The 23,726-nt window shown below is 42.1% G+C and carries 20 protein-coding genes; 11 read left to right on the forward strand and 9 right to left on the reverse strand.

Annotated features, from left to right (window positions below; genetic code table 11):
• Window positions 1-315 precede the first annotated feature (315 nt).
• On the reverse strand, window positions 316-600 hold the full coding sequence (locus tag ACLFKQ_RS10995) for a hypothetical protein (RefSeq protein ID WP_448999860.1): 285 nt from the start codon (window positions 598-600) through the stop codon (window positions 316-318).
• 594 nt (window positions 601-1,194) lie between these two features.
• Here ACLFKQ_RS10995 and ACLFKQ_RS11000 point away from each other — a divergent pair.
• The gene (locus ACLFKQ_RS11000; RefSeq protein WP_448999861.1) at window positions 1,195-3,009 is read left to right on the forward strand and encodes a mechanosensitive ion channel family protein; all 1,815 of its coding nucleotides are present in this window, start codon (window positions 1,195-1,197) and stop codon (window positions 3,007-3,009) included.
• Window positions 3,010-3,116: 107 nt separating this feature from the next.
• Here ACLFKQ_RS11000 and ACLFKQ_RS11005 read toward each other — a convergent pair whose 3' ends face one another.
• Both ACLFKQ_RS11005 and ACLFKQ_RS11010 read right to left on the reverse strand, forming a co-directional pair.
• On the reverse strand, window positions 3,117-3,296 hold the full coding sequence (locus ACLFKQ_RS11005) for an ATP-binding protein (RefSeq protein WP_449000337.1): 180 nt from the start codon (window positions 3,294-3,296) through the stop codon (window positions 3,117-3,119).
• 78 nt (window positions 3,297-3,374) lie between these two features.
• Window positions 3,375-3,746, reverse strand: coding sequence for a hypothetical protein (locus ACLFKQ_RS11010; protein WP_448999862.1), 372 nt, complete (start codon window positions 3,744-3,746; stop codon window positions 3,375-3,377).
• A 550-nt stretch (window positions 3,747-4,296) separates the two neighbouring features.
• Here ACLFKQ_RS11010 and ACLFKQ_RS11015 point away from each other — a divergent pair.
• Entirely contained in the window at window positions 4,297-6,282 is a 1,986-nt protein-coding gene (locus tag ACLFKQ_RS11015; protein WP_448999863.1) for an ABC transporter ATP-binding protein/permease, read from the forward strand.
• Between the two features lie 38 nt (window positions 6,283-6,320).
• On the opposite strand, the gene fni is transcribed toward ACLFKQ_RS11015, so the two are convergent.
• On the reverse strand, window positions 6,321-7,349 hold the full coding sequence (gene fni, locus ACLFKQ_RS11020; RefSeq protein ID WP_448999864.1) for a type 2 isopentenyl-diphosphate Delta-isomerase: 1,029 nt from the start codon (window positions 7,347-7,349) through the stop codon (window positions 6,321-6,323).
• A 210-nt stretch (window positions 7,350-7,559) separates the two neighbouring features.
• On the opposite strand from fni, the gene ACLFKQ_RS11025 reads away from it, so the two are divergent.
• The gene (locus tag ACLFKQ_RS11025; RefSeq protein WP_448999865.1) at window positions 7,560-8,117 is read left to right on the forward strand and encodes a DUF2808 domain-containing protein; all 558 of its coding nucleotides are present in this window, start codon (window positions 7,560-7,562) and stop codon (window positions 8,115-8,117) included.
• A 30-nt stretch (window positions 8,118-8,147) separates the two neighbouring features.
• Here the strand turns inward: ACLFKQ_RS11025 and ACLFKQ_RS11030 are convergent, their stop codons facing one another.
• The 3 genes from ACLFKQ_RS11030 to ACLFKQ_RS11040 form a co-directional block, all read right to left on the reverse strand.
• Entirely contained in the window at window positions 8,148-9,983 is a 1,836-nt protein-coding gene (locus ACLFKQ_RS11030; protein ID WP_448999866.1) for an ABC transporter ATP-binding protein, read from the reverse strand.
• Between the two features lie 203 nt (window positions 9,984-10,186).
• A complete protein-coding gene (locus ACLFKQ_RS11035; protein ID WP_448999867.1) occupies window positions 10,187-10,402 on the reverse strand; it encodes a hypothetical protein in 216 nt (71 codons plus the stop codon).
• A 141-nt stretch (window positions 10,403-10,543) separates the two neighbouring features.
• Entirely contained in the window at window positions 10,544-11,383 is an 840-nt protein-coding gene (locus tag ACLFKQ_RS11040; RefSeq protein ID WP_448999868.1) for a sulfurtransferase, read from the reverse strand.
• 654 nt (window positions 11,384-12,037) lie between these two features.
• On the opposite strand from ACLFKQ_RS11040, the gene ACLFKQ_RS11045 reads away from it, so the two are divergent.
• Window positions 12,038-13,183: a PP2C family protein-serine/threonine phosphatase gene (locus ACLFKQ_RS11045; RefSeq protein WP_448999869.1), complete on the forward strand. Its 1,146-nt coding sequence runs from the start codon at window positions 12,038-12,040 to the stop codon at window positions 13,181-13,183.
• An 83-nt stretch (window positions 13,184-13,266) separates the two neighbouring features.
• Here ACLFKQ_RS11045 and ACLFKQ_RS11050 read toward each other — a convergent pair whose 3' ends face one another.
• Entirely contained in the window at window positions 13,267-13,617 is a 351-nt protein-coding gene (locus ACLFKQ_RS11050; protein WP_448999870.1) for an STAS domain-containing protein, read from the reverse strand.
• A gap of 256 nt (window positions 13,618-13,873) precedes the next feature.
• Here ACLFKQ_RS11050 and ACLFKQ_RS11055 point away from each other — a divergent pair, with 256 nt between their 5' ends.
• The 5 genes from ACLFKQ_RS11055 to ggt all read left to right on the forward strand — a co-directional run bounded on the left by ACLFKQ_RS11055 (window position 13,874) and on the right by ggt (window position 20,409).
• A complete protein-coding gene (locus ACLFKQ_RS11055) occupies window positions 13,874-15,529 on the forward strand; it encodes a phytoene desaturase family protein (RefSeq protein WP_448999871.1) in 1,656 nt (551 codons plus the stop codon).
• Between the two features lie 256 nt (window positions 15,530-15,785).
• Window positions 15,786-16,184 carry an FG-GAP repeat domain-containing protein gene (locus ACLFKQ_RS11060; RefSeq protein ID WP_448999872.1) on the forward strand — a complete coding sequence of 133 codons (399 nt, stop codon included), beginning with the start codon at window positions 15,786-15,788 and terminating at the stop codon, window positions 16,182-16,184.
• A gap of 32 nt (window positions 16,185-16,216) precedes the next feature.
• The gene (locus ACLFKQ_RS11065) at window positions 16,217-17,770 is read left to right on the forward strand and encodes a CRTAC1 family protein (protein ID WP_449000338.1); all 1,554 of its coding nucleotides are present in this window, start codon (window positions 16,217-16,219) and stop codon (window positions 17,768-17,770) included.
• Complete coding sequence (locus tag ACLFKQ_RS11070; RefSeq protein WP_448999873.1) at window positions 17,770-18,405, forward strand: hypothetical protein; 636 nt, start codon at window positions 17,770-17,772, stop codon at window positions 18,403-18,405. The genes ACLFKQ_RS11065 and ACLFKQ_RS11070 overlap by 1 nt, the downstream gene beginning before the upstream one ends.
• Before the next feature lie 222 nt (window positions 18,406-18,627).
• On the forward strand, window positions 18,628-20,409 hold the full coding sequence (ggt, locus tag ACLFKQ_RS11075) for a gamma-glutamyltransferase (RefSeq protein WP_448999874.1): 1,782 nt from the start codon (window positions 18,628-18,630) through the stop codon (window positions 20,407-20,409).
• A 46-nt stretch (window positions 20,410-20,455) separates the two neighbouring features.
• Here ggt and ACLFKQ_RS11080 read toward each other — a convergent pair whose 3' ends face one another.
• Complete coding sequence (locus ACLFKQ_RS11080) at window positions 20,456-21,412, reverse strand: PhoH family protein (protein ID WP_448999875.1); 957 nt, start codon at window positions 21,410-21,412, stop codon at window positions 20,456-20,458.
• Window positions 21,413-21,481: 69 nt separating this feature from the next.
• On the opposite strand from ACLFKQ_RS11080, the gene ACLFKQ_RS11085 reads away from it, so the two are divergent.
• The gene (locus tag ACLFKQ_RS11085; protein ID WP_448999876.1) at window positions 21,482-22,024 is read left to right on the forward strand and encodes a DUF3038 domain-containing protein; all 543 of its coding nucleotides are present in this window, start codon (window positions 21,482-21,484) and stop codon (window positions 22,022-22,024) included.
• Window positions 22,025-22,055: 31 nt separating this feature from the next.
• On the forward strand, window positions 22,056-23,420 hold the full coding sequence (locus ACLFKQ_RS11090) for a DUF4335 domain-containing protein (protein WP_448999877.1): 1,365 nt from the start codon (window positions 22,056-22,058) through the stop codon (window positions 23,418-23,420).
• The last annotated feature ends 306 nt before the right edge of the window (window positions 23,421-23,726 follow it).

The following is a 23,726-nucleotide window of genomic DNA, read 5'->3' on the forward strand; positions in this document are numbered from 1 at the left end:
CAAGTATTACTTGGCTTTTTCATGGCTCAAAACGAACTTGCTCAGGGATGATAGCTGCTCCGGAGCTTACTTTGACTCACAATCAATTAACTCTTCGACTTTGTTCGCGAAAAAGTTTCGCGAACAAGTTCCCAATTTTTATCTTTTACCCTCTATTTTCTTCCGTTCAGGTTTCAAAATGAGAATTGCTGGGTAAGTCCATTTTTTTACCGAGTGCCGTTTCCAACACAGACTGTAATTTGTGTACCCAATAATGTGCTTGGGAGCGCTCGATATCAAACAAAAGTCGAGCTAAATAAAATGTTGGATAACATTTTATTTACCCAAATTCTCTTTGGGAAATTTGGCTGCAAAAAGGACTTCTACCTGACCGTCATCTAAATTTTGTCGATTCATTACGGCTACTTCTAATCCTTTGCGAAATAGTTCGATCTGTTTGTCGAGAACCCAAGGGTACACCGATTCGGCTAAACCCTTAACAATAAAAGAGTTATAGAGATTAGTATTCATCTCAACGCGCAGGTCACTTCGGTCTATCAGTAGCTGATTGATGTAAGGATATTTCTTAGATTCAAACCGAATTCTTGGTAAATTTTCCATAGTTCAGAATTAAGCTGGTCGAAGAGAATATTACCTTACTTAAAACGCTGGAATCACTCCGTGTAAACACGGAAATTTTTTGATTGATTCTGGAGCCACTATGGTTAGATAATATGACTTGACTTGGCAATTAGGGTTAAATGTCTAAGACCCATTAGTCCTCTGCGCGCTGCAGTCAGGATGTTTTTACTCCTTAAATGAACATCTGTTCGACCAAAGATTTTTCAGAGACAATTTGAAGAAATCGAGCAATTGTGAGAACGAAAAATTTACAAATCTACCTTTTCCTCTTCCCCTTTACCCTATTTATACCGTTCGAGAAATAAAAGCAAATTAAGGACAAAATAACATTTTTATAAACATTTTAATTTTATTAGTAAAACTAATGTAAATTTTTTGATTAGAGTAGTTGTAAGCTTGTCATAAATTTGGGAGCGAGTGACGCTCAAAACAAAGATAGTAGAGTTGGTCTAGATAAAACTGAATAATTTTTAAATTCTTCCGAGCAATTTAAACTACTTATAATCTCTTGTTTAGCGAAACTTACATAGAACTGAAAAACAAAAGCAGCTAACCCATGATAGCTGAATGACTATGAAAAAGTATTGGCAAGTTTTGAGCTTATTGTGGTTAATAACATTTTTAATTATTATTAGAACCCCATCGGTAGCTTCTCAAAGGGTAATTATTGAGTATTGGTCGAGCAAACTTGAAAATACTTTGGAAATTGTAGTAGCTCAAGCTGGCTCTCAAAGCGATCGAATAATCGCTCCGGAAATTCCAGAACGGCAGTCCTCTGCTGTAAATAATAAGGAAGAGGTTCCGGTTGTTTTAGATGGAGAAATTCTATTTAACTATAGTTCTGAGATTGAAGGTTTTCCTGCCGAGGCTAGAGCGAGACAAACTGCCCAAAAAGTCCAAGAGGTTGCCAAAAATTCGGCTATTCCCATTGATTCTCTCAAAATTGTCGAACTTGAAGGATTAAGGGTAATTACTGCCCGAGAGGAACCAATAGTTACTTTGCTAGAAGCTGATGCTAGAGCAGCTAATCTCCCATTAAATGAACTTGCTGAGGAATATCTTCAAAAAGTAAGAGAGGCAATCGCTCGATATCGCGAACGAAACAATTGGCAAAATTCTTTATTGCCGGCTTTGTCAGCAGTAGTCGAATTAATAGTCGCTATCGTTCTTTTAATTCTGCTTGGTAAAATTTTGACCAGAGTTAATCGACAGATTGACACTTGGCGTTCGACTTTATTACGTCCTCTGAGAATTCAGAGTTTGCAATTATTATCTGTAGAGCAAGAAGCTAATTTATTAAAGGGTTTGATTAAGCTCATCTATCGAGTCATTGTAGTTGTCATTCTCTTTATTTATCTTTCTTCGCTTACCCGTTATTTTCCCCAAACGCGAGGAGTGGGAAGAGGTATTTTCAACTATCTAGAAAGCGGTATGAGAACCGCAGGCAAAGCTGCGATCGCTTATTTGCCTAACTTATTTACCATTATTTTGACGATTATTGTTGCCTACTACATTATTCGCTTCTGTCAGCTGTTCTTTAGTGCTATAGACAGACAAACCCTTACTTTACCCAAATTCGATCGAGAATGGGCTAAACCTACAGAAAAACTGGCGATCTTCTTAATTGCCGCTTTAGCTTTTACTGTGATCTTTCCCTTATTACCTGGTGCTCAATCTCCTGCATTTCAAGGAATCTCTATTTTTATCGGTGCGCTATTTACTTTAGGAGGTGCTAGTGCGATCGCTAACTTAGTAGGAGGTGTTGTCATTATTTATACTCGTGCCTTTCGGGTAGGAGATTTTGTTCAAATAGATAATGTTAAAGGCGATATTCTGGAAAAAACTATTCTTTCGACCCGAATTCGCACCTCAAAAAATAAGATAATTACCATTCCCAACGCCAACCTACTAGTTAGTAATATCGAGAATTTCACCACTAGCTTTCGAGATGTCAATCAGCATTTAATCCTTCATACGACCATTACTCTTGGTTACGATGTACCCTGGCGTAAAGTTCACCAAATCCTAATTCAAGCTGCTTGTCTTTGTCCATCGATTCTTAAAGAGCCTGCCCCCTTTGTCCTACAAACTAGCCTGGGTGATTTTGCCGTAAGTTATGAGCTAAATGCCTATACCGATCGACCATCGATGATGTCTAAAACTTATTCCCAACTGCACCAAAATATTCAGGACAAGTGTAACGAAGCTGGTATCGAAATTCTGTCTCCTCAATACTCTGCGATCCGGGATGGCAATCAGAGTACGATACCAGAAGATTATTTGCCTCAAAACTATAGGATACCGGGATTTCGCTTTCATCCTCTGGGACAGCTATTCAATCGTCCTGGCGATCGCGGCGACGAGCAAACACCAAAGAATCGTAAATAACATTGCTATGGTTATTAAAACTTATCAGTTTGCTATGTAGTATCTGCTGGGAGCTCAAAATAAAAGGTACTGCCCTAGTTTGGTTGCGAGCGAACTCCAATAAATCCCTAATGCAGTTCTACAATGCGACGACAAAGTGCCAGACCAATACCACTGCCTTCTGCTGGGAGCTTGCCCGTTCGTTCGAATAGGGTAAATATCTTTTGCCGATCTTCTGGAGAAATGCCAGCACCATTATCAGTGATGTCAAACCGCCAATTATTAATTATTCGAGAGTCTGCCGCAATACGGTGAGGTTTTGTCCGACGCGAGCAAATACTACGACGTGTTCGTTAACGTTAGAACGGGAATTAGCAATAGAGTTACTATTCATCAGCATTGAGCAAATTTTGAACCTTACCGTTATAGCTTGGCGTTCCAGTTAAAATGCCAGAGAACTGATTGAGAGGCTCTCCAATCTCAATTTTGCCAGGTCGGAAGCAAAGCTGGCGAATACGCCTTTCGTGATCGCCGTAGCGTTTTTTATAGACATTGATAGCTTGTTTGAGCTCTCCCTCTGCTTCAAAATGTCGCAGCAGCAGCACCATATCCGCCAAATAGCTAATATCTACGGGTACTTCAAGATTGGAACCGATGACTCCATGTTGAGCTACCACTAAAAATGACAGTACGTTCTGACGACTTAAATAGTTGAGCAAGTTATACATCTGAGCCAATAGCTTTTTAGAACTGGGCATGGAGCTGAGGTATCGATCGTCACTATGCCAGCTCCCCATTCTAAAACCTGCCTTCGCACCAGATCGGCAAATTTCCCAGAGCTAATGTTACCTAAGCTCATTTCATCAATGCTTATCAGATTGCGCTGCACCAATTGCTCGATATCCATCCCTAAGCCTTGAGAGCGAGTGACAAAAGTGCTAGCTAGCCAGCTCGTAGAAAAGAAAAATGGCAACTTTTCCACCCTGACGGGCAAAATTGTGGGCAAATAGAGTTGCTATGGAAGTTTTACCGGTGCCGGAAGGACCGACTAGTAGGCAAGAAGTACCCCTAAGCAAGCCGTCTCCAACTGTCGTCTTTCTTTTCCTTTGGACATTTGGTTGAGATTCACCTATTCACGCCCGAAATTTATTATCTACAACTAGAGATTAAGTTGGCAACCTTAAAAAACTTAAGCTATATCTTTAACATATCTTTGTTTGCAAAGATGACATATTAGTCTAGAACCTATGCCTCGACCGGATCGACAATTGTAGTTTTTGTTTAGTCAATAGTTAAATTTATAAATTTATGGTATCGACCACACCTCCAATTAACCGAGTTGACCGCCGTCTCTGGCGACGTTTTATCGAAGTTGCTCTGCCATATTGGTATCCGAGTAAAGGAAAAGCAGGTCTGTTCTTATTTATGCTAGCAATGCTGCTAGTATTTTTGTTTGCTATTTTATTTGTAGCCGTGGCGGGAACGGTTTGGTTGGGGCAGTTAATCGCTCCAGAGTTTACCCAACTAGTTGCTTCTGGTTTGGTCGCCATGAAAGATCGGGCGATCGCCTCTCCTACTTATTTAATCGCTTTAGCTTGTGCCTTAATAATTCCCATGGCTACCTTTGCCTGGCAATTTTCCCAGTTGCGATCGCGATTTTCCCAATGGGGTTTACTTGCGGTGCTGCTTTTGTTGTCGATCTCGGTTAGCGGTTTGAATGTCGTTCTATCCTATGTGGTAAGGTTCATTGAAACCTCATTGGTAGAGCGAGAGGTGTCTACCTTTTGGCTATTTTTGGGGGTATTTGCCGCAGTTTTTATTATTGGCACGCCGATCGTAGTAATTTTTCAATACTGCACTAAACTACTGGGAGTTTATTGGCGAGAGTGGCTCACGAATAATTTTTTGCAGCGATACTTGCAAAATCGAGCTTACTATCGAATTAACGATCTCAAGCAAATTGACAACCCCGACCAGCGTATTGCCGAAGATATCAAATCCTTTACTGGTAGCAGCTTGAGTTTTCTGCTGGTAATTTTAAATTCACTAATTGACCTAGTAGCATTCATCGGGGTGCTGTGGACGATTTCTCAGGTTTTAACCTTAGTGTTAATTGCTTATTCTTTATTCGGTACGTTAGTAACCATACTGCTGGGTAAAAGATTGATCGGACTCAACTACAATCAACTACAGCGAGAAGCTGACTTTCGCTACGGTTTAGTACATTTGCGTAACAATGCCGAGTCGATCGCTTTTTATGGGGGAGAAGAACAGGAGTTAGTCAGCGTCGGACAGAGATTTAGTCGGGTGTTAAGAAATTTTCACGTTTTAATTGGTTGGCAACGTAATCTCGACTTCTTTACTACAGGACACAGTTATTTTGTCAGGATGCTGCCTTATTTAGTCGTAGGACCAATTTTTTTAGCAGGTAATATAGATTTTGGCGCGATTAGTCAAGCTTCTGTCGCTTTTCTACAGGTTTTTGGAGCTTTAGCCATTATCATTCAGCAGTTTGAGAGCCTGACTGCTTTTGCTGCAGGAATCAATCGTCTGGCTGCTTTTGACGAAACCCTAACCGATTTAAGCACCGCAAGACATTTAGAGTCCGAAGAGACAACTATCGATACGTCACTAGATTCCCATTTGGCATTAGAAGACGTTACTTTGTTAACTCCCGACCGTCAGAGAACCCTGGTAGAAGATCTCTCAGTAGCAGTTTCCCCCGGTCAAAGTATGGCAATTGTCGGTCCTAGCGGTTGTGGTAAAAGTTCCCTACTTAGAGCGATCGCCGGACTGTGGAATCAAGGTTCGGGAGAGATTACCAGACCGAGTTCGGACTCGATGCTGTTTTTACCTCAAAAACCATACATGATTTTGGGTACCCTACGACAGCAGTTGCTCTATCCCCATACCGACAGCAAACTTCCCGACGAAGAATTTTACCGGGTTTTGGAATTAGTAAATCTGGCGAATCTACCCGAAAAGGTAGGTGGCTTGGATGTGGAATTAAGCTGGGGAGATGTTTTATCTTTAGGAGAGCAACAGCGGTTGGCTTTTGCCAGGTTGCTATTAACTCAGCCTAAATTTGCCATTTTAGATGAATCCACCTCAGCCTTAGATGTAGACAATGAAAAAAGACTATATCAGTTGTTGCAGCAAGCAAATACTACCATTGTCAGCGTCGGTCATCGTTCTAGCCTGTTAAAGTATCATCAACGAGTTTTACAACTTTTAAATCGATCTAGTTGGGAACTTTATCCTACCGAGGATTATATAGCAGTCGCCAGAGAATAAGGTTCAGATATCTTAAAGCAGCTGCGATCGCCTAGCTGCTAGGCAATTTTTTTAAGCATTCCAGAATGCTGTAAATCCGATAAATTAGCATTACCGGTACAGAATAAAACCGTCTCGATCTCAGCAATTAATAACTGTACTAGTTCGTCTAGAGCTTGAGGAGATTCTGAAGCTGTCTGTAAAAAAGGAAAAGCCATCCCTGCCAAATCTGCTCCTAGAGCGATCGCTTTAGCTACTTCCATCCCATCGCGCAAACCACCAGAAGCAATTAAAGGAATCTGGGGATAGTGTTGGCGAATACTGACAATACAGTCAGCAGTGGGAATTCCCCAATCGGCGAAAGTTTTACCGAGTCGGCGTTGTAAGTTATTTTCCGCTCTTTCGCTTTCGACTTTCGCCCAAGAAGTACCACCCGCACCGGCGACATCGATCGCCTGCACTCCGGCTTCAATAAGCTTGTTTGCCATTGCTGCTGAAATACCATTGCCCACTTCTTTGACAATTACGGGAACTTCCAGCTTCTGACACAAAAGATGAATCTTATCGAGCAAACCTTTAAAATTGGTGTCGCCCTTGGGTTGAATGCACTCTTGTAAAGGATTGAGATGGAGAATCAAGGCATCGGCTTCTAAAATATCTACCACTCGCAAACACTGCTCCGTACCGTAGGTATAGTTGAGCTGTACCGCACCGAGATTAGCAAATAAAACTGCATCGGGAGCGAGCGATCGCATGGCAAAAGTATGAGCGACATTGGGATTTTCCACGGCAATTCTTTGGGAACCCACTCCCATTGCCAAACGATAGTTTTGCGCCACCTCAGCCAGACGACAGTTAATTGTTTTTGCTTCTTGAGTTCCCCCCGTCATTGAGGAAATTAACAAAGGTGCGCCCAACTTTTTACCCAAGAAAGTAGTGGACAAATCTACTTCGCTGAGGTTTAACTCTGGCAAACAACAATGAGTAAAGCGATAGGAATTTAACCCATTAGTTAGTTGACAAAACTGTACGTCTTCCTCCAGACAAATACGCAAGTGTTCGGCTTTACGTGTCTGCGTATTAGTCATTGGCTGTTACTCCCAATTAATAATGTATGTAATCGTCCTCAAATCTTAACCATTATCGGTACAAAAGTGAACCTGTTTATTTGCGCTCGGCATAGTTTACTTTATCTTTTTAAAAGAAAACTCCAGCAAGAATCTTTAAAGTGTGCAATTGAGGTCGAATTTTCTATTGGTGGTTAGGATAAAAATAAAGACAACATAAATATTCCGTTTATGAAAAAATTTTTTTTACTCGGTCTACTGTCTTCAATGTTAACCCTAGAAGCGATCGCTATCCCCGATGCGGTTGCAGTTCGTTCTCCCGATGGCACGGTTTCCTTCGAACAGTCACCCCGCTTGCTCGATGCTTATACTACTTTTAATGGCATCAGAGTTAGACAGGCAGTCTATTATTTTGATATCGAGTTACCAGAAGATATCGGCGAACCTTTAAAAAAAATTGTCATCCAACAGCGGCAGGGAGCAGAAGAAATTAAATTTCGTATAGATCGAACCAAAGCATTTCTGGGCACTCACGATAATAAGATCGAACAATTGGCAATCTCTGCCACTCAGAACGAAGAAACCCAAGCAATTACCATAACTTTAAACAAACCCGTTCCTCCAGGAAATACGGTGACCATCGGGTTAAAGCCCAGACGAAACCCTGATTTTGGCGGAGTTTATTTGTTCGGCGTAACCGTGTTTCCGATGGGAAAGCGAGCTAATAGTTTATATCTGGGAGCGGGAAGACTCAGTTTCTATCAACCAGGGGGACATCATCTTTTTTAATCAGCTAGTTTGCAGTCTCTCTGGTTAATCTTAAGTTCCCAACATCTGTAATTTATAGAGGCTGGCATAAAGTCCATCTGTCGCCAATAGTTCTTCGTGACTGCCAGACTCGATTAACTCACCACGTTTGAGTACGAAAATTTTATCCACATTGCGAATAGTTGAGAGGCGGTGAGCGATAATAATTGCCGTGCGCTCGATCAGTAGATGTTCTAAAGCTTCTTGAATCATTGCTTCAGTTGCCACGTCCAGACTAGAAGTAGCTTCGTCTAAAACTAAAACGTCCGGGTTGCGGATGGCGACGCGAGCAAAAGCCAGGAGTTGTTTTTGTCCTCCCGATAAGTTGGTTCCTCTTTCGCGCAACACCGTATCGTAACCTTGAGGTAATTGTTCGATAAAGCGATCGATATTGACTAGTTTGGCAGCACGACGAATTTCCTCTAAAGAATAATCGTCTCCCAAAGTAATATTACGTTTAATATCCCCAGCAAACAAAAAGCTTTCCTGTAAAATTACGCCGATGTAGCGACGCAGATCCGCTTGAGCTATATCGCGGATGTCGATGCCATCGACTAAAATTCTGCCTCGATCGGGTTCGTATAAACGACAGAGCAAGCGAATAATCGAACTTTTGCCCGCTCCCGTAGGTCCTACTAAAGCAACTTTTTCACCTGGATTAATGGTGAAATTGAGATTTTTTAGGACGTATTCGTCTTCTTTATAGCCAAACCAGACATTTTCAAAGCGAATTTCTCCTTTATGGGATACGTCGGGGTTGATTAGTCCCTTCGCACCGTGACCTTCTTTATACGCTACTCTATCTCTAATCTCTATCGGTTCGCTCATCAGATCGTCAATCCGCTCGATCGCCGTAAATCCTGCTTGGAACATGGTAAATTTGTCGGCAAACTGCCGCAAGGGATTGAATAATCTTTGAGCGTATAAGATAAATGCCGATAGAGTTCCAAAGGTGAGATTTTCTTGCAGTACCAGGAAACCGCCCAACCACAAGACACCTGCGATCGCCACTAGGGAAATCCATTCTAAAGTTGCCGATACTGCCGAGTCGTGAAAAATAGTTTTATCTACCTGTTGGCGGTAGCGCTCGTTAACCGTGCGGTACATCTCGCTGTTGTATCTAGCGCGACGAAAAAGCTGAACTATATTAATCCCGGCAATGTTTTCTTGCAACATCGAGTTGAGCCTCGAAAGCTCTTCTCTAGCTCGATAATTGGCTTTACGATACTGCCGTTGAAAATAAATAATTAAGCCCGTGACGGGAATTAGCATCAACACCAGCATGGTGGCTAATTTCCAGTCAATAAAATAAATTGTAACTATAATTGCGACAATTGATATTGAATCGCTGATAATGCCGATCGCGCCACTGGCAAAAACGTCTCCTAATGCTTCTACGTCGCTGGTGATACGAGTGATTAATTTTCCGACTGGGGTGCGATCGAAAAAACTAGCACCTAGAGAAGTAACGTGAGTAAACAAATCTTTGCGGACCGCGGCGGTTATTTCTTGTCCGATTTTTTGCACTAAATAGCCTTGAATCGAAGAAAAGATCAGGCGTAGAATTACGGTTAGTAGCAGAATACCTGCTAGGATATTTATTCCTCTGTCAACCGAAAAATCGTTTAAAAAAGACCAAGTAGGTTCATTTTTAAGGAGAGATATTGCCTGTCCGATAATTAAAGGCTGAATCGAACCCGCTACAGCCAAGGGAACTAATAAGGTCAAACAAATTAACAGTATCCCACGATTTTTACGAGTATAGGGAACTAACCTTAAAAATAATTTCCAGTCGTTTTCTCGTTGTTTGCGATCGCTGTTTACCTCTGCTAAATAGGAGGAAGCCATAAATAAATTTCAATCTTAACTAAAATGTCTCCCGTAATAAAACGTAAAAGACATTATTCATTATTACTTACCTGGTTAGCATTAAGGCAGACAAATCAGATCTTCTTTTACTAGCGATCAGTCGAGGAATATCCGAGCAAAAAGAGTGGAGCCAGTAGAGGCTTTGAGGAAGAAATACTTACTACTTCCTCAGAGCATAATGCCTAAAGAATTTCGAGATCCCAAGTAGAATTAAACTTAACTTTTCCTTCTTCTACAAGTTTCCAGGCAGCTTCTTTGAGAGTACGATGAGACAAACTTCTAGTTTTAGCCAAATCGCTTTCTAGTTGTTGCAAACTCATTGGTCTTTGACTTTTTTTTAATTGATTTAGGAGCAAATTTTTAGTTGTTTCTGTTTGTTCGACAGCAGACGAGTTCATGACCAATAGAATCTCTATATAGAATAAACGAACTAGCTACTATATATAGAGTTTGACAGCAATATATTTGCGATCGCACGCTATTGATAGTGTACTTAATTCATTATGCACTAAGTTACCAAAAATGCATCAAAAAAATTATCAGTCTCGAATTAAGTGAGAACACCAGTCACTCCAGCCTCCAAGGTAGAGTTTAGCGCCTTCGATTCCCGCTAATTCTAAAGACAATAAGTTAACACAAGCCGTTACTCCCGAGCCACAATAAACTATAATTTCTTCTGCTGAGTCACAGTTAGACCATAATTGCCGCTGTGCCTCAATCGGTTGTAAGTAACCTTTATCGTCGGTAACCTGTTTCCAGGGAGCATTAATCGCCCCCGGAATGCTTCCTGCAACTAGGTCGATTGGTTCTCTAATTCCCAGATAGCGTTCGCGAGCGCGTGAATCGATTAATAAAGTTGAAGGCAGATCTTTACGGATTTTGACCTCTTCTCGATTGACGACTTTATCTGGTTGTATTTCAGGAGAAAAAGAACCTTGACCCGGTTCTGGTGTGGCTGATTCTATCTCATAACCTCCTGCTTGCCACGCTGGCCAGCCACCATCGAGTACCGCTACAGACTGATGACCGAGAAAATTAAGTAACCACCACAAGCGGGCTGCAAAAGCTAGCCGAGAATCGTCATATACTACCACTAAAGTGCGATCGCGAACTATTCCCATAGCGGTAAATTTTTGGCTCAACTGGTTGACATCTGGCAAGGGATGTCGTCCGCCGTGGACTCCTACTGGACTAGATAAATCGCGATCTAAGTCTAAATAGTAAGCACCTTTAATGTGACTGCAGCAATATTGACGATATCCCCACTCAGGATCGCTTAATTGAAAACGACAGTCACAGATAACTACCTGAGGGTTTTCTAAGTTTTGAGCTAGCCATTGACAACTGACCCGAAGACGGCGAAGGTGAGAATAATTCATCTCGATCTTTTTACTCTGACGATTTTCTTGGTTCGATTTTGTCTTCGATCGATCCCAGAATAATTTGGACTATCGATTATCTTAGCTAGACAAGCTGAACTGCAACAGTTGGTCGAACAACTCGTGTTTCTTGCCAAAATCCTTGCAATTGAAAGGTTGACCTCAATTGCCGCTCTAAATTTCTCTAATTTATTTAGTAAGAAATATCGCGATCGCTAGTAATAAATTTTGTTTCATACATAGCATTAAAATAGTCTCGCTGGTCGCTAATACCCGTTGAGGTTGACATTAGCAGTAAGCTTTCTTAAAAGAGGTGTTTTCGGTAGAGTTGAATTAAATTGAAGCAATGTATTATCTAATAAATATAATGAATATAATGAATATTTTGCGAGTACGAGAAACATGGTGCTGAACGTTTCAGAAGACGGGAATTGCTTTTAGCTATGATAAAACCCATATCAGACTAAACAAAACTATTTAATATTAACGCTTAATACGATCTATAGTCGCCGATCGTAGAATTGTTAGTCTAATAAATATTTGCGGCTTCGATATGAGAGCGAAAAACTGCCTACTTAAATTCCATACCAGTGAGGTGGTAAAACTTGTCGGCTTTAGCGAGCGGTCGTGGGAAATGTATAATCTTAGTTTACTATGGCTCAAATTTTAATTATTGACGACGATTGTGCGACTCAATTATTACTAGAGAGAACTCTCCGCGCCCAAGGTTACGACATTACTCTAGCTAGCGACGGCGAAGAAGGAATAATTAAAGCTAGTGCGATTTGTCCGGCTTTAGTAATTTGCGATTGGATTATGCCTCGCAAAAATGGTTTGGAAGTATGCCGTCAGCTCAAATCCGATCCCGAACTAGCGACGACTTTTTTTATTTTGTTGACTTCACTAGATTCGGTCGCCGACAGAGTTAAAGGTTTGGATACAGGAGCGGATGATTTTTTGTGCAAACCAATTGAAATGAGCGAGCTTAAAGCTAGGGTAAGAGCTGGATTGCGCCTCCATCAACTCAATCGCGATCTCATCCGGCAAAAACAGCTACTCGAAGCAGAGTTGGCAGAAGCAGCAGAGTATGTCAGTACGATGTTACCCGAACCCTTAATTCATCCTTCGCTCAAGATCGATGTGTGTTTTATTCCGTCGCGACAGTTAGGAGGCGACAGTTTTGATTATTTTTGGCTGGATGAAAATAATTTAGTTTTTTATTTATTAGATGTTTCGGGACATGGTTTGCGTGCTTTTCTGCCTTCTCTGTCAGTAATCAACTTACTGCGATCGCGCAATTTAAGCAATGTCGACTATTATCAACCGAGTACGGTTTTAGATGGTTTGAATCGCACTTTTCAAATGAGCGCTCGCAACGATCGATATTTTACTATTTGGTACGGTGTTTACAATCGACGACACAAAACGCTGTTTTATTCGAGTGCGGGTCATCCTCCGGCGATTTTGCTGACTCCCAAGGGAAATTATGACTTAGAGGAAAAACGGCTGAAAACGCCGGGGGTGCCAATTGGCATGTTTTCAGATGTGAAGTACGTAAATTCTATCTGTAGAATAGCTCCGGATTCTAGCCTTTATCTCTTTAGTGATGGAGTTTATGAAGTAGAACCAACTATAGAGAATTCGTATCAAGGAATCAATATGCTGGTCAGGCTGTTGAGAAAATATCAATACATGCCGCATCGTAATTTGCAGGAGCTACTCAAACACGTCAAACTTTGGCATCCCAATTATCGCTTTGAAGACGATTTGTCTATTTTGCAAATTGATTTTTTCAGCTAAAAATTACGGCTTAGACTAAATTTAATTTACTACTATAGGTTAGAGCTTGTTGCTTCAGATCGAGCCAGATCGCAGTCTAGGGGTCAATTAATCGAGCGATCGAGTTCCCCTCGCTGTTGTTGAAGTTGTTGTTTAAATTCTTCTCGATCGCTGTAAATTTTGAAATAGCGATCGACACTGGTTAATTCAAACAGTATTTTAATTTGCTCGTTAATCGAACACAAAAAAAGCTTTACATTAGCAGCTTCTACCGTTTTTAAAGCTTTAACCAAAGCTCCCAATCCCGAACTATCCATGAAAGTAACGTCTTTGAAATCTACCAAGACGATTTGTACTCCACTTTCAATAATTTTATTGAGTTGATAGTCAAATTCAGTGGTTTTGGTGCCGTCTAAAATACCTTTAGGCTCGATTACTCTAACGACAAAACTCATAGGATAAATTTTTTTAGATTGCAAGCATCAGTTCAGTATAGCAAAAGAAAACTGCGATAAAAGATCCATTGAGTGGATAATTTTGTCAATACTCTTCAATACTTTCGAGCGAGTTTTTCGAGCGCGGGAGTCACGAATTACTCCACTGTAAGACGACTTAATAATTTCTGACTGTCAATCGATTTGGCTAGTTTTTAACGACAGTACAATATAGACTGTATTTTTTTACCAAGCAAACCGAGGAATTAAAACTGAGATGGAAACCTATGATGCGATCGTTATCGGAGCGGGACACAATGGTCTAGTCTGCGCCGCATATTTGCTCAAAGCTGGATATAGTGTCTTACTACTAGAAAAGCGTCCTGTTCCTGGAGGTGCGGCTACTACAGAAGAAGCCATGCCGGATAAAGCACCCAGGTTTAAATTCAATCTCTGTGCCATCGATCATGAATTTATCTTTCTCGGACCGATTATAGAAGAGCTAGAGTTGCATAAATATGGCTTAAAGTACCTTACTTGCGATCCTCATACTTTTTGTCCTCATCCCGACGGTAGATATTTTTTAGGACACCAATCTCTAACTAAAACTGCCGTCAATATCGCTCGCTACAGTCAGCAAGATGCTGATAAATATGTAGAGTTTGTCGGTTACTGGTCGCGTTTATTGAGTGCAGTCTCGCCTTTTTTTAATGCGTCACCACAATCAATTATCGATATTGCTAAAAATTATCGTCCCCAGAACTTAGCCGATGTTTTGGCGATCGCTGGTTCTAAAAATAAAGCCTTAAACTTTATTCGGACGATGATTACTGCTCCAGAAGACCTGCTCGACGAGTGGTTCGACACCGAGATTGTCAAAGCTCCTCTAGCTAGATTAGCGGCTGAAATCGGAGCGGCACCTTCCCAAAAAGGGATGACTTCTGGCTTGATGATGTTGGCGATGCGCCATCACCCCGGTGTAGCCAGACCACAAGGAGGTACGGGAGCGTTAACTCAAGCATTAGTTAAGTTAGTAACTAGTCTGGGAGGCAAAATTTTAACCGAACAAACTGTTGAAGAAGTAATTATCGATGGCGATCGCGCCGTAGGAGTTAAGATAGCTGGCGGTAAGGCACATCGAGCCAATAAAGGAATAATTTCTAACCTGGATGTGCGGCGATTATTCTTACAGTTAATCGAACCGGGTACGATATCTGCCAACTTAGAACGGAAAATCGAGCGCGGGTTAGTAAATAATAATGAAACGATCCTCAAAATCGACTGTGCCCTCTCCGAACCGCCTCACTTTACGGCTTATGAGGGAACAGATAACCAATATCTAATCGGAACCGTATTGATTGCCGATTCTGTCGCCCATGTAGAACGGGCTCATTCTCTAGCAGCGATGGGACAAATTCCCGATAGCGATCCTTCAATGTATCTCGATATTCCTTCTGTATTAGATCCTACTCTCGCACCGGCAGACAAACATACTCTCTGGATTGAATTTTTTGCTCCCTACCAAATAGCAGGAAAGGAAGAAACGGGATTAAACGGAACTGGTTGGACTGATGAGTTAAAAGAACGAGTAGCCGACCGAGTAATTGACAAGTTGGCAGATTACGCACCTAATATTAAAGATGCGGTTATCGCTCGTCGCGTGGAAAGTCCTGCAGAACTGGGAGTAAGACTAGGTTCGTACAAAGGAAATTACTATCATCTCGATATGAGTTTAGATCAGATGATTTTCTTACGTCCCCTGCCAGAAATTGCCAACTACACTACACCGATTAAAAACTTATACTTAACCGGGGCGGGAACTCATCCAGGAGGTTCGATTTCAGGTATGCCCGGACGTAACTGCGCCAGAGTTTTCTTGAGTCGGCAAAACTTTTTTAATGCTAAATTGCGATCGCTTTTGAGTGGTAATTAATATAATAGTTCTCTGTTTTTTCTCATAGCTAGAGGCGCAATTGCTTTATTGAACTTTTTAAAATCGACTTTAAATTACCGATTGCTAATAAAAAAACTCACAGTTTCATCAAATTTACGATCTATTTTTAAATCGATCGATAAAAGCCAAATTAAATAACAATAGTGTCTAAACTTCTCTTTCGAACTGACTTGTAGAAAGAGCTTGCATTAAATTTAATAACGGCAATTTACTTGAAATACTAGGTGTTAGTGATATGGATCGAGCTCGCTTTAAAGAGGTCACAGATATAACTGGAATTTCTTATGTAGGTCAAAGTTATGGTGGTGCTTGGGGTGATGTTAATGGTGATACTTTACCCGATCTCTGGCTAACTAATCACTATGACCGCGACATTTTATACTTAAACCAAGGTGATGGAACTTTTACCGACGCTACCTCTGAAATACTATTCGAAGAACGGGGAGGGGATACACACGGAGCAGCATGGGCAGACTTTGACAACGACGGCGACCAAGATTTGGTGCAGTTGGTAGGAGCAAAACAAGGACTGGGATCTGGCTCAAACCGACTGTATGTCAACACCGGAAAAAAACTAGAAGACCGAGGAGTACCGTCGCGCCCGAACTGCATCTTGCTGCTTGCTGTTGTGTAGGCTGTCAGGAACTGTTAGACCGAGCTGAGGAACTGGGAGTCGATTATCCTCAGAATCGCGGACGCACTCCTCTTTGGCATGACTACGATAAAGATGGTCGGCTCGATCTGGTAGTAACTGGACTAGAAAGACCTGACGGTGAGGCACCGACCACAATTTTTCGACAGACTGACGATAAATTTGTAGATGCTGGCACTGCTACGGGTTGGGAAGTTTCCAGTAGTGCCTATGCTCAACTATCAGATTTGTCTAGAGATGGGAATCTAGATCTTTTCATTACAGGGCGCATCTATGATACTACCTCAATTCCTTTTGAAGACTTATCCGCTACTCTCTTACCTAATATTCCTGGGTTTGTAGATGCAGCGATTGCCGACTTTAATGGCGACCTCTTGTCAGACCTCTATTTACCACGAAACGGTTTGAGACCTTCAGGTCTACATCGAGATAGTTCGGGTGGTTTTAGAACCTGGCTGTCAGCAGGAGAAGAGCCGGATGGAGTGCAATTCAAGACAACCGGGGATGTAACCTTCAAGCTGAATCATTTTGCTGGTGGTGGTGCCAACCCGACTAGTTTTCAATTTACCCTATCGCCAGACAATCCCACTAATATACCTGAGACGGCTCCAGGGATAGATATTAGCTACGATCATACTTTAGAGCGTTGGCAACTCTTGTTATCCAGAACCGAGGAGAAGAACAATCTTAGCGCGATCGTTCGAGCTACCGAATCTATTTCTGGGTTAACTGCTATTGGCTTTGATGATACCAAATTACCTAATGATGACCAACTATTAATTAATACCGGTCAGGGATTTATAAATAAAAGCCAAGAAGCGCAAATTAATAGCGTCCCAACCGCATCAAAGAATGTTGTTGCCGGAGACTTTGACAATGATATGGACGTAGACATTTACATTGTTACGTCAGAAGCGGCGGGAAACCTACCGAATATTCTCTATGAAAATCAGGGTGACGGAACTTTTGCAGCAGTTCCAGACGCTGGTGGAGCAGCTGGTTCTACCTTGGGAGTAGCAGGGGAAGTGATGAGTGCTGATTACGACTTAGACGGTTTTCTCGATCTATTGGTAACAAACGGTGAGGGACCGCCACTGCTTAATAATGATGGTCCTGCTCAGCTGTTCCAAAATCAAGGGAATGACCATCACTGGCTCGAAATCGATCTTGAGGGGGTAAAGTCTAATCGCGACGGCATTGGAGCACGAGTTTTTGTTACGGCAGGTGGAGTTACGCAGCTTCGCGAACAGTCTGGTGGAATGCACCATCGTTCGCAAAATCACCAGCGCATTCATTTTGGACTTGCTGAAAATACTATAGTAGAGGAGTTAGTGGTGGAATGGCCGAGCGGTAAAGAGCAAAGGATTGAAAATATTCCTGCCGACCAACTGATTAGAATTATCGAACCTTCAGATTCATTTACATTAGGAAAGCCTGAGTATGAAGTTGGGGAGCAAGAGGGCGTTTTTCTATGGCAGGATTCCTCAGACGGTCCCTACCATCTTCGCGTTAATGGGGGGGATATGGCGACAAATTTTGAAATAAAATTGATTCCACCGAGGAGTTAGTGTCAACTTCATCCGTCGACCTAGAGTCTAATGACGAATTAGAAGTAAATCAGTTTGGCTTCTCTTTAAATTCTCAGGTAATTGACCGCCAAGACGGCATCGATTTCTCTCTAGAACCAGGTGCAAAAGCTCTCTTGTCCGTGACTCAAGATGGTATTGCCAATCCGCGACAGCTAAGTGTTGGCAGTGAAGGTTCGCGACTGGCACCAGCAGGATGGATTATTGACTCTGACGACTTCCCCTCACGTCCTTCATTCGAATCGGGGAAAGACCTGGGCTTATTCGTCGGTCGAGGAACTGACCCAGAAACCATCGAGTTTCGTTGGAATGGGGATGGAAACTTACACCAGACGGCTCTTTCTGTCTTCGCCGCTGAAGAAACGGCTGAATTTTCGCCAGTTGAATTAGACAGCGGTGGCAAAGGAGGTGACGAACTAATGAGATTAGATAATGGGGTGGAAATTGAGGGTAAAGTAGGCTCCGCAGATGACGGACTCGATGTGATTACTACAGAACCCACTTCAATAGGATTTGCCTATCAGCAAGACGATTTGGTTCAACCACATTGGGTCAATCCCGAACATGATTTACTCGGGTTTCAAAATGCCTATTGGCTTCCCTCAGCTACGGTATAAGTCTAATTATTAATCGTTTCAAGCGATCGCGTTACTTTCCTTTGACATGAGCGAACGGGAACGAAAAGTTTTTGAGTCTTGGCTCACTTCTGGATAAAATAACTTACCCTTGTCAGCAGAAACTGGGAGATAATTAATTATTGCTGTTTTCTATTGCTTATTGCCTGTCTTCGAGCTATTTATTAATTTGGTAACTTTAGACCTCGCGTTGTTTTAAGTTAGATGTCAGTAAAAAAAACCCTAATTCTAGCTGTTAGTTCGATCGCAATCCTGGGTTTTGGTGTTTACCGCAGTATCGATAGTCCTTTAGTTTATCGGCTAGTGAGTAAGTTGAACTGTAATAATTCTTGGTTACCAGTTTGCAACCCAGCTAATGCCGAAAATATCGACTCTAAAGCTTCAGGTAATAATGGTGCAGTTGTCTCTACCCAACAAGAAGCATCGGAGATTGGTTTGCAAGTGTTAAAAGATGGAGGTAATGCGATCGATGCTGCCGTTGCCATAGGATATGCTCTAGCCGTTAGCGATCCTTGTTGTGGTAACTTAGGCGGTGGTGGCTTTATGCTGATTCGCTTTGCCGATGGGGAATCAACTTTTATCGATTTTCGCGAAACTGCGCCGTTAGCTGCTGAGCGAGATATGTATCTCGACGAACGAGGTAATCTGATTAAAGGATTGAGTACTCAAGGTTATTTGGCGGTTGGGGTTCCTGGAACTGTTAGAGGTTTAGATTATGCTTTAAGCGAATACGGTGCCATAGAGCGCGATCGCGCGATCGCGCCTGCAATTGACTTAGCCAAAAACGGCTTTGTTTTGCAACCGGGTGATGTAGATATTTTTAAAGCGGGAAAAAAAAAGCTATTAGAACCCAATGTTGCCGAGATATTTTTAACTGAGGGCGATCGAGTTTATCAGCCTGGAGATGTTCTAATTCAAACCGATCTCGCCAGGACCTTAGAATTAATTGCCGAAGAAGGTACGGATGCATTTTATCGAGGTGAAATCGCTCGCCAAGTCGTCGCAGCTAGTCAAGCTAATGGCGGTATTTTGAGCCTAGCGGATTTCGCGAATTATGAAATTAGAGAAAGGGAACCAGTACAGTGCAACTATCGAAGCTATCTAGTAATTTCTGCACCTCCTCCAGGGGGTGGTACTACCGTCTGTCAGATGTTAAATATCTTGGCTGGTTACGATTTACCCCAGTTGGATTGGCGGACTCCCAAAAGTTTGTACTACATTTTCTCAGCCATGTTACTTGCTTTTGGCGATCGCAATCAATATTTGGGCGACCCCGCTTTTATCGAGCTTCCTATAGAGCGTTTGCTGTCTCAAGATTATGCGGCTGCCTTGAGAACTAAAATTCCCGACTACCAAGCCATACCTCCCGAATCGGTCTATTCCCAGACTCAAACTGAAGGAACCAACACGACTCACTATTCGGTAGTAGATAAAGCCGGTAATGCCGTAGCGGTAATTTATACGATTAATTCTTACTTCGGTGCGGGGGTAGTTGCACCCGGTACGGGTTTTTTGCTTAACAACGAAATGGACGATTTTACCAGCAAGTTAGGGAAAGCCAATCAGTTTGGTTTGCGTCAGGGAGAAGCCAATCTTATCGAACCAGGCAAACGTCCTTTAAGTTCTATGTCGCCGACAATTGTTACTAAAGATGGAAAAGTTTATCTAGTCACTGGAAGTCCTGGAGGTTCGACCATTCCTACGACAGTGTTGCAGGTAATTATCAATACGATCGACTATGGTATGGATCTTGAAACCGCAGTTAATACTCCCCGTCTCCACTACCAGGGTTTTCCCAACCGAATTCTTAGCGAACCTAATGCTATAGATGCAGCAACCATTAGAGGTTTAAAAATGAGAGGCTATAAAATTTTTCCTTTCGATACTTGGGGTGCTGCCGAATCAATTTTAGTCGATCCTGAAACGGGCTTATTAACGGGAGTTAATGACAGTCGTAAACCCGCATGTAAAGCGGCTGCTTATTAAATCAAGATAGGATATCAAAAGATTTAAAGCTAATTCATACTACTGATTACTTCTCGTACTGTTCGTAAGCAGCGACAATTTTTTGTACCAAAGGATGACGGACGACATCGGCTTGGGTTAATTCGCAAAAAGCAATTCCCTCAACATTGCGCAAGATTCGCCGCGAGACAATCAACCCCGAATCTTGATTTGCTGGTAAGTCAGTTTGGGTAATGTCGCCAGTTACTACCATCTTGGCATTGAATCCCAAGCGAGTCAGCACCATTTTTAACTGTGCGGGAGTAGTGTTTTGAGCTTCATCTACAATGACAAAGGCATTAGAAAGAGTTCGTCCCCGCATATAGGCGAGTGGTGCCACTTCAATTTTACCCCTTTCCATTAAATCTGGTATTTTTTCGGCATCGATAAATTCGTATAAAGCATCGTAAAGCGGACGCAAAAAAGGATTGACTTTCTGCTGTAAGTCTCCCGGTAAAAAACCTAGTTTTTCTCCCGCTTCTACTGCCGGACGAGTCAGGATAATGCGGTCGCACTCGTCGTTAAGTAAGGCGGTTACGGCTAATACGGTGGCAAGGAACGTTTTTCCCGTTCCCGCAGGACCGATACCAAAGGTAATGGCGTGTTTTTGAATTGCTTTGATATACTGTTTTTGCTTAAACGTTTTGGCTCTAATTAATTCTCCTCTTTTGGTACGAGCGATAACGTTTTTTTGCAATTCTCCGTATTCTTCGATGCGTCCGGTATCTACAGCTTGAAATGCCGTAAGAATATCTGGTTCGACGATCGCTTTTCCCGACTCCCATAAAGGCTTGAGGGAATGCAAAACTTTGAGGCTGCGAGCCACGGCTTTTTCTTGACCGAACAGCATCAAATCTTGTCCCCGCAAGACTACTTTGACTCCCGTGCGACGAGATAATAGTTTCAGATTTTCTTCGTTGTCTCCTGCTAGCGCGATGGCACTCTCGTTACTGGGTAGCTGAATGGTTTGGGAGGTTTCTGCCATTAAAAACTAAAACAATCGGGGATAAACAACATAATAAGATATGATATCAATTACCATGTACTAAACATTATGCAGTCTCCTTCTGAGTCGAGATGGCAAGATTTGCAGCAACTACGAGTGCCCGATAGACAGCAGTTAGATCGGATTGAGGCTTATTTAGATTTAGTCTTGCTAGCTTTAGTGGCGATCGCCAAACTAAATTCTGAAACTTTATTACAGGCGGCTGAAGAACTGAACTTGACTGCAATAGTAGGCGAGCATCTAAGTCGATGGCGATCGGGTATGGCAAATAAATCGCTGGATGTAGAAGAGGCGCGATCGCTGGTATTAATTATTTGTCACATAGCCGAACGAGAGCGAGAATTAATTCGTCGTGCTGTCAGTCTTCTCGAACAGATAGAAGCCGAACATCGAGAACCCGAGAGCGTTACTCTTCTTAAAGATTACCTCAATAAATTTATCAATCTCTATCGCAGCCAAACCGAGGAGCGATCGCCAGTTACTTTTGATTTATCTAAACTAGCTTGGAAGCTTTTGACAGACTTATTGTTCTACAGTGGTAGCAATGGTCATCGTCTACTGTGGCTAGCAACCTTAGATGCTGCCAGTTAGTTCAGAACCAACATCTCGATCTGGTCTTATTATGTCTTCTCCACCAAAGGTCTGTCGTTTTACACCTCCTACTTGCACCTTAGAAATTAATTATTCAGTCAGAACCGCAGATAAATCGTATTTTCGGTTGAGTTTTGACGATCCGCGAATACCAGAGAGAGAGCAGGTAACCATCCAGGGCGATCGCCAACAGTTAGAACGGCTCGACCGATTGGTTTTCGACCGTTTGCAAAAATATTTAAGCTCATCATTCGTACCTACTTTAAAGGTAGATGACCTCATTTCTGAGACTGAAATCGAATTAGATTTGCGATCGCCAGGCTTACTCAACCATCAACTGTTATTTAAATCTTCAGACAAGGATTCTGTTTCAAAAATTAACTTGACTACGGTGCAGCTCTTCGATCTCACTACAGCCTTAGAAGCCTACAAAAGAGAAATTACTAATTCAACCCTATCAAAAACGTCTAAACCTAGTAAAAATCTGCTGGTTTGGGGTAGTTGTGCTGTTGGGGCAATTTTAGTTCTCGGTTTGGCAACTTTAGAAATTAAAAATACTCAACAGGTAGAACCAGAACGAGCTTCATCTTCCGAACCACAATCTACTGAAACCATTCCCGAATTTGAACGGGTAGTTCCCCCTCAAGTATCGAAAACTGAAGAACCAAGAGCCAAACCGCAATTAAGCGAACCGATTTCATCAGCCGAAAAACTACCACCACCGCTGCCGGTGGATGTCCCCAAACCCCAACCCGATATTCCCGATCCGGCGGACTATCCTCCTTCAGAACCATTAGATTTATCGGCTTTAGAACCTCCAGTCCCTCCTTCAGATCGAACCGAATCGACTATTACTGTTCTACCCGAAATGACTTCAGAACCTCAGCAATCTACTTCTGCTAGTACATCTCAACCCGAAACTAAGTCCCCCAATCCTAATCCTTCTCCGGCGGCTAACTACCTAGTGCCCAATCCAGAAGATAGTATTGCTAGCAGCGATCTAGATACGGATGTTACGGCGCGATCGCTCGATAGCGAGAATAGCAATAATTTTTCTGAAACTACACCCGAAGCTGAGGAAATTCCCAAAAATTCCCAGCTTGCTTTGAGTAGTTCTACCGCTCAAACTCAATTGCAGCAGGTAAACCAATACTTTCAGGAAAAATGGCAGCCACCAGAACAACTAACAGAAACCATAGAATATCGTTTAGTTATCGGTAGTGAGGGCGCGATCGCTCGTATTTTTCCCATTGGTAAAGCTTCGGAAGTATATTTAGATCGCACTAATATTCCTTTGATGGGAGAAAGTTTTATTAGTCCTTCATCTCGAGGACAAAACCTTACCGTTCGCCTAATGTTAAGTCCCGACGGTGAAGTAGCGACCTTTGCTGAATAACCACGATCGACAGAAGTTACTATTAGACTTCTTGCACGAATCATCATTAACTACATAAGCTAATGGTAAAAGGGTAAAGGTCAAAGGAAAAGGGTTTCGGTCGTTTATTCATGCAAGAGATGCCATTAACTAACGTTCACAACCCAGGAATGAAAATAGAGTCCTCAAAGAATTTGCGTTGTTTTAGCTTCTATTTTCAGGACAGATCTATCGATCGACTATAAGGGTAAGGAATTATTCACTTTTTTGGTACCCCTGCCAAAAATATTATTTATTGGTCTGTCCAACCAACTGCTGTAGTAGTTA

Source organism: Myxosarcina sp. GI1(2024) (assembly GCF_053543375.1).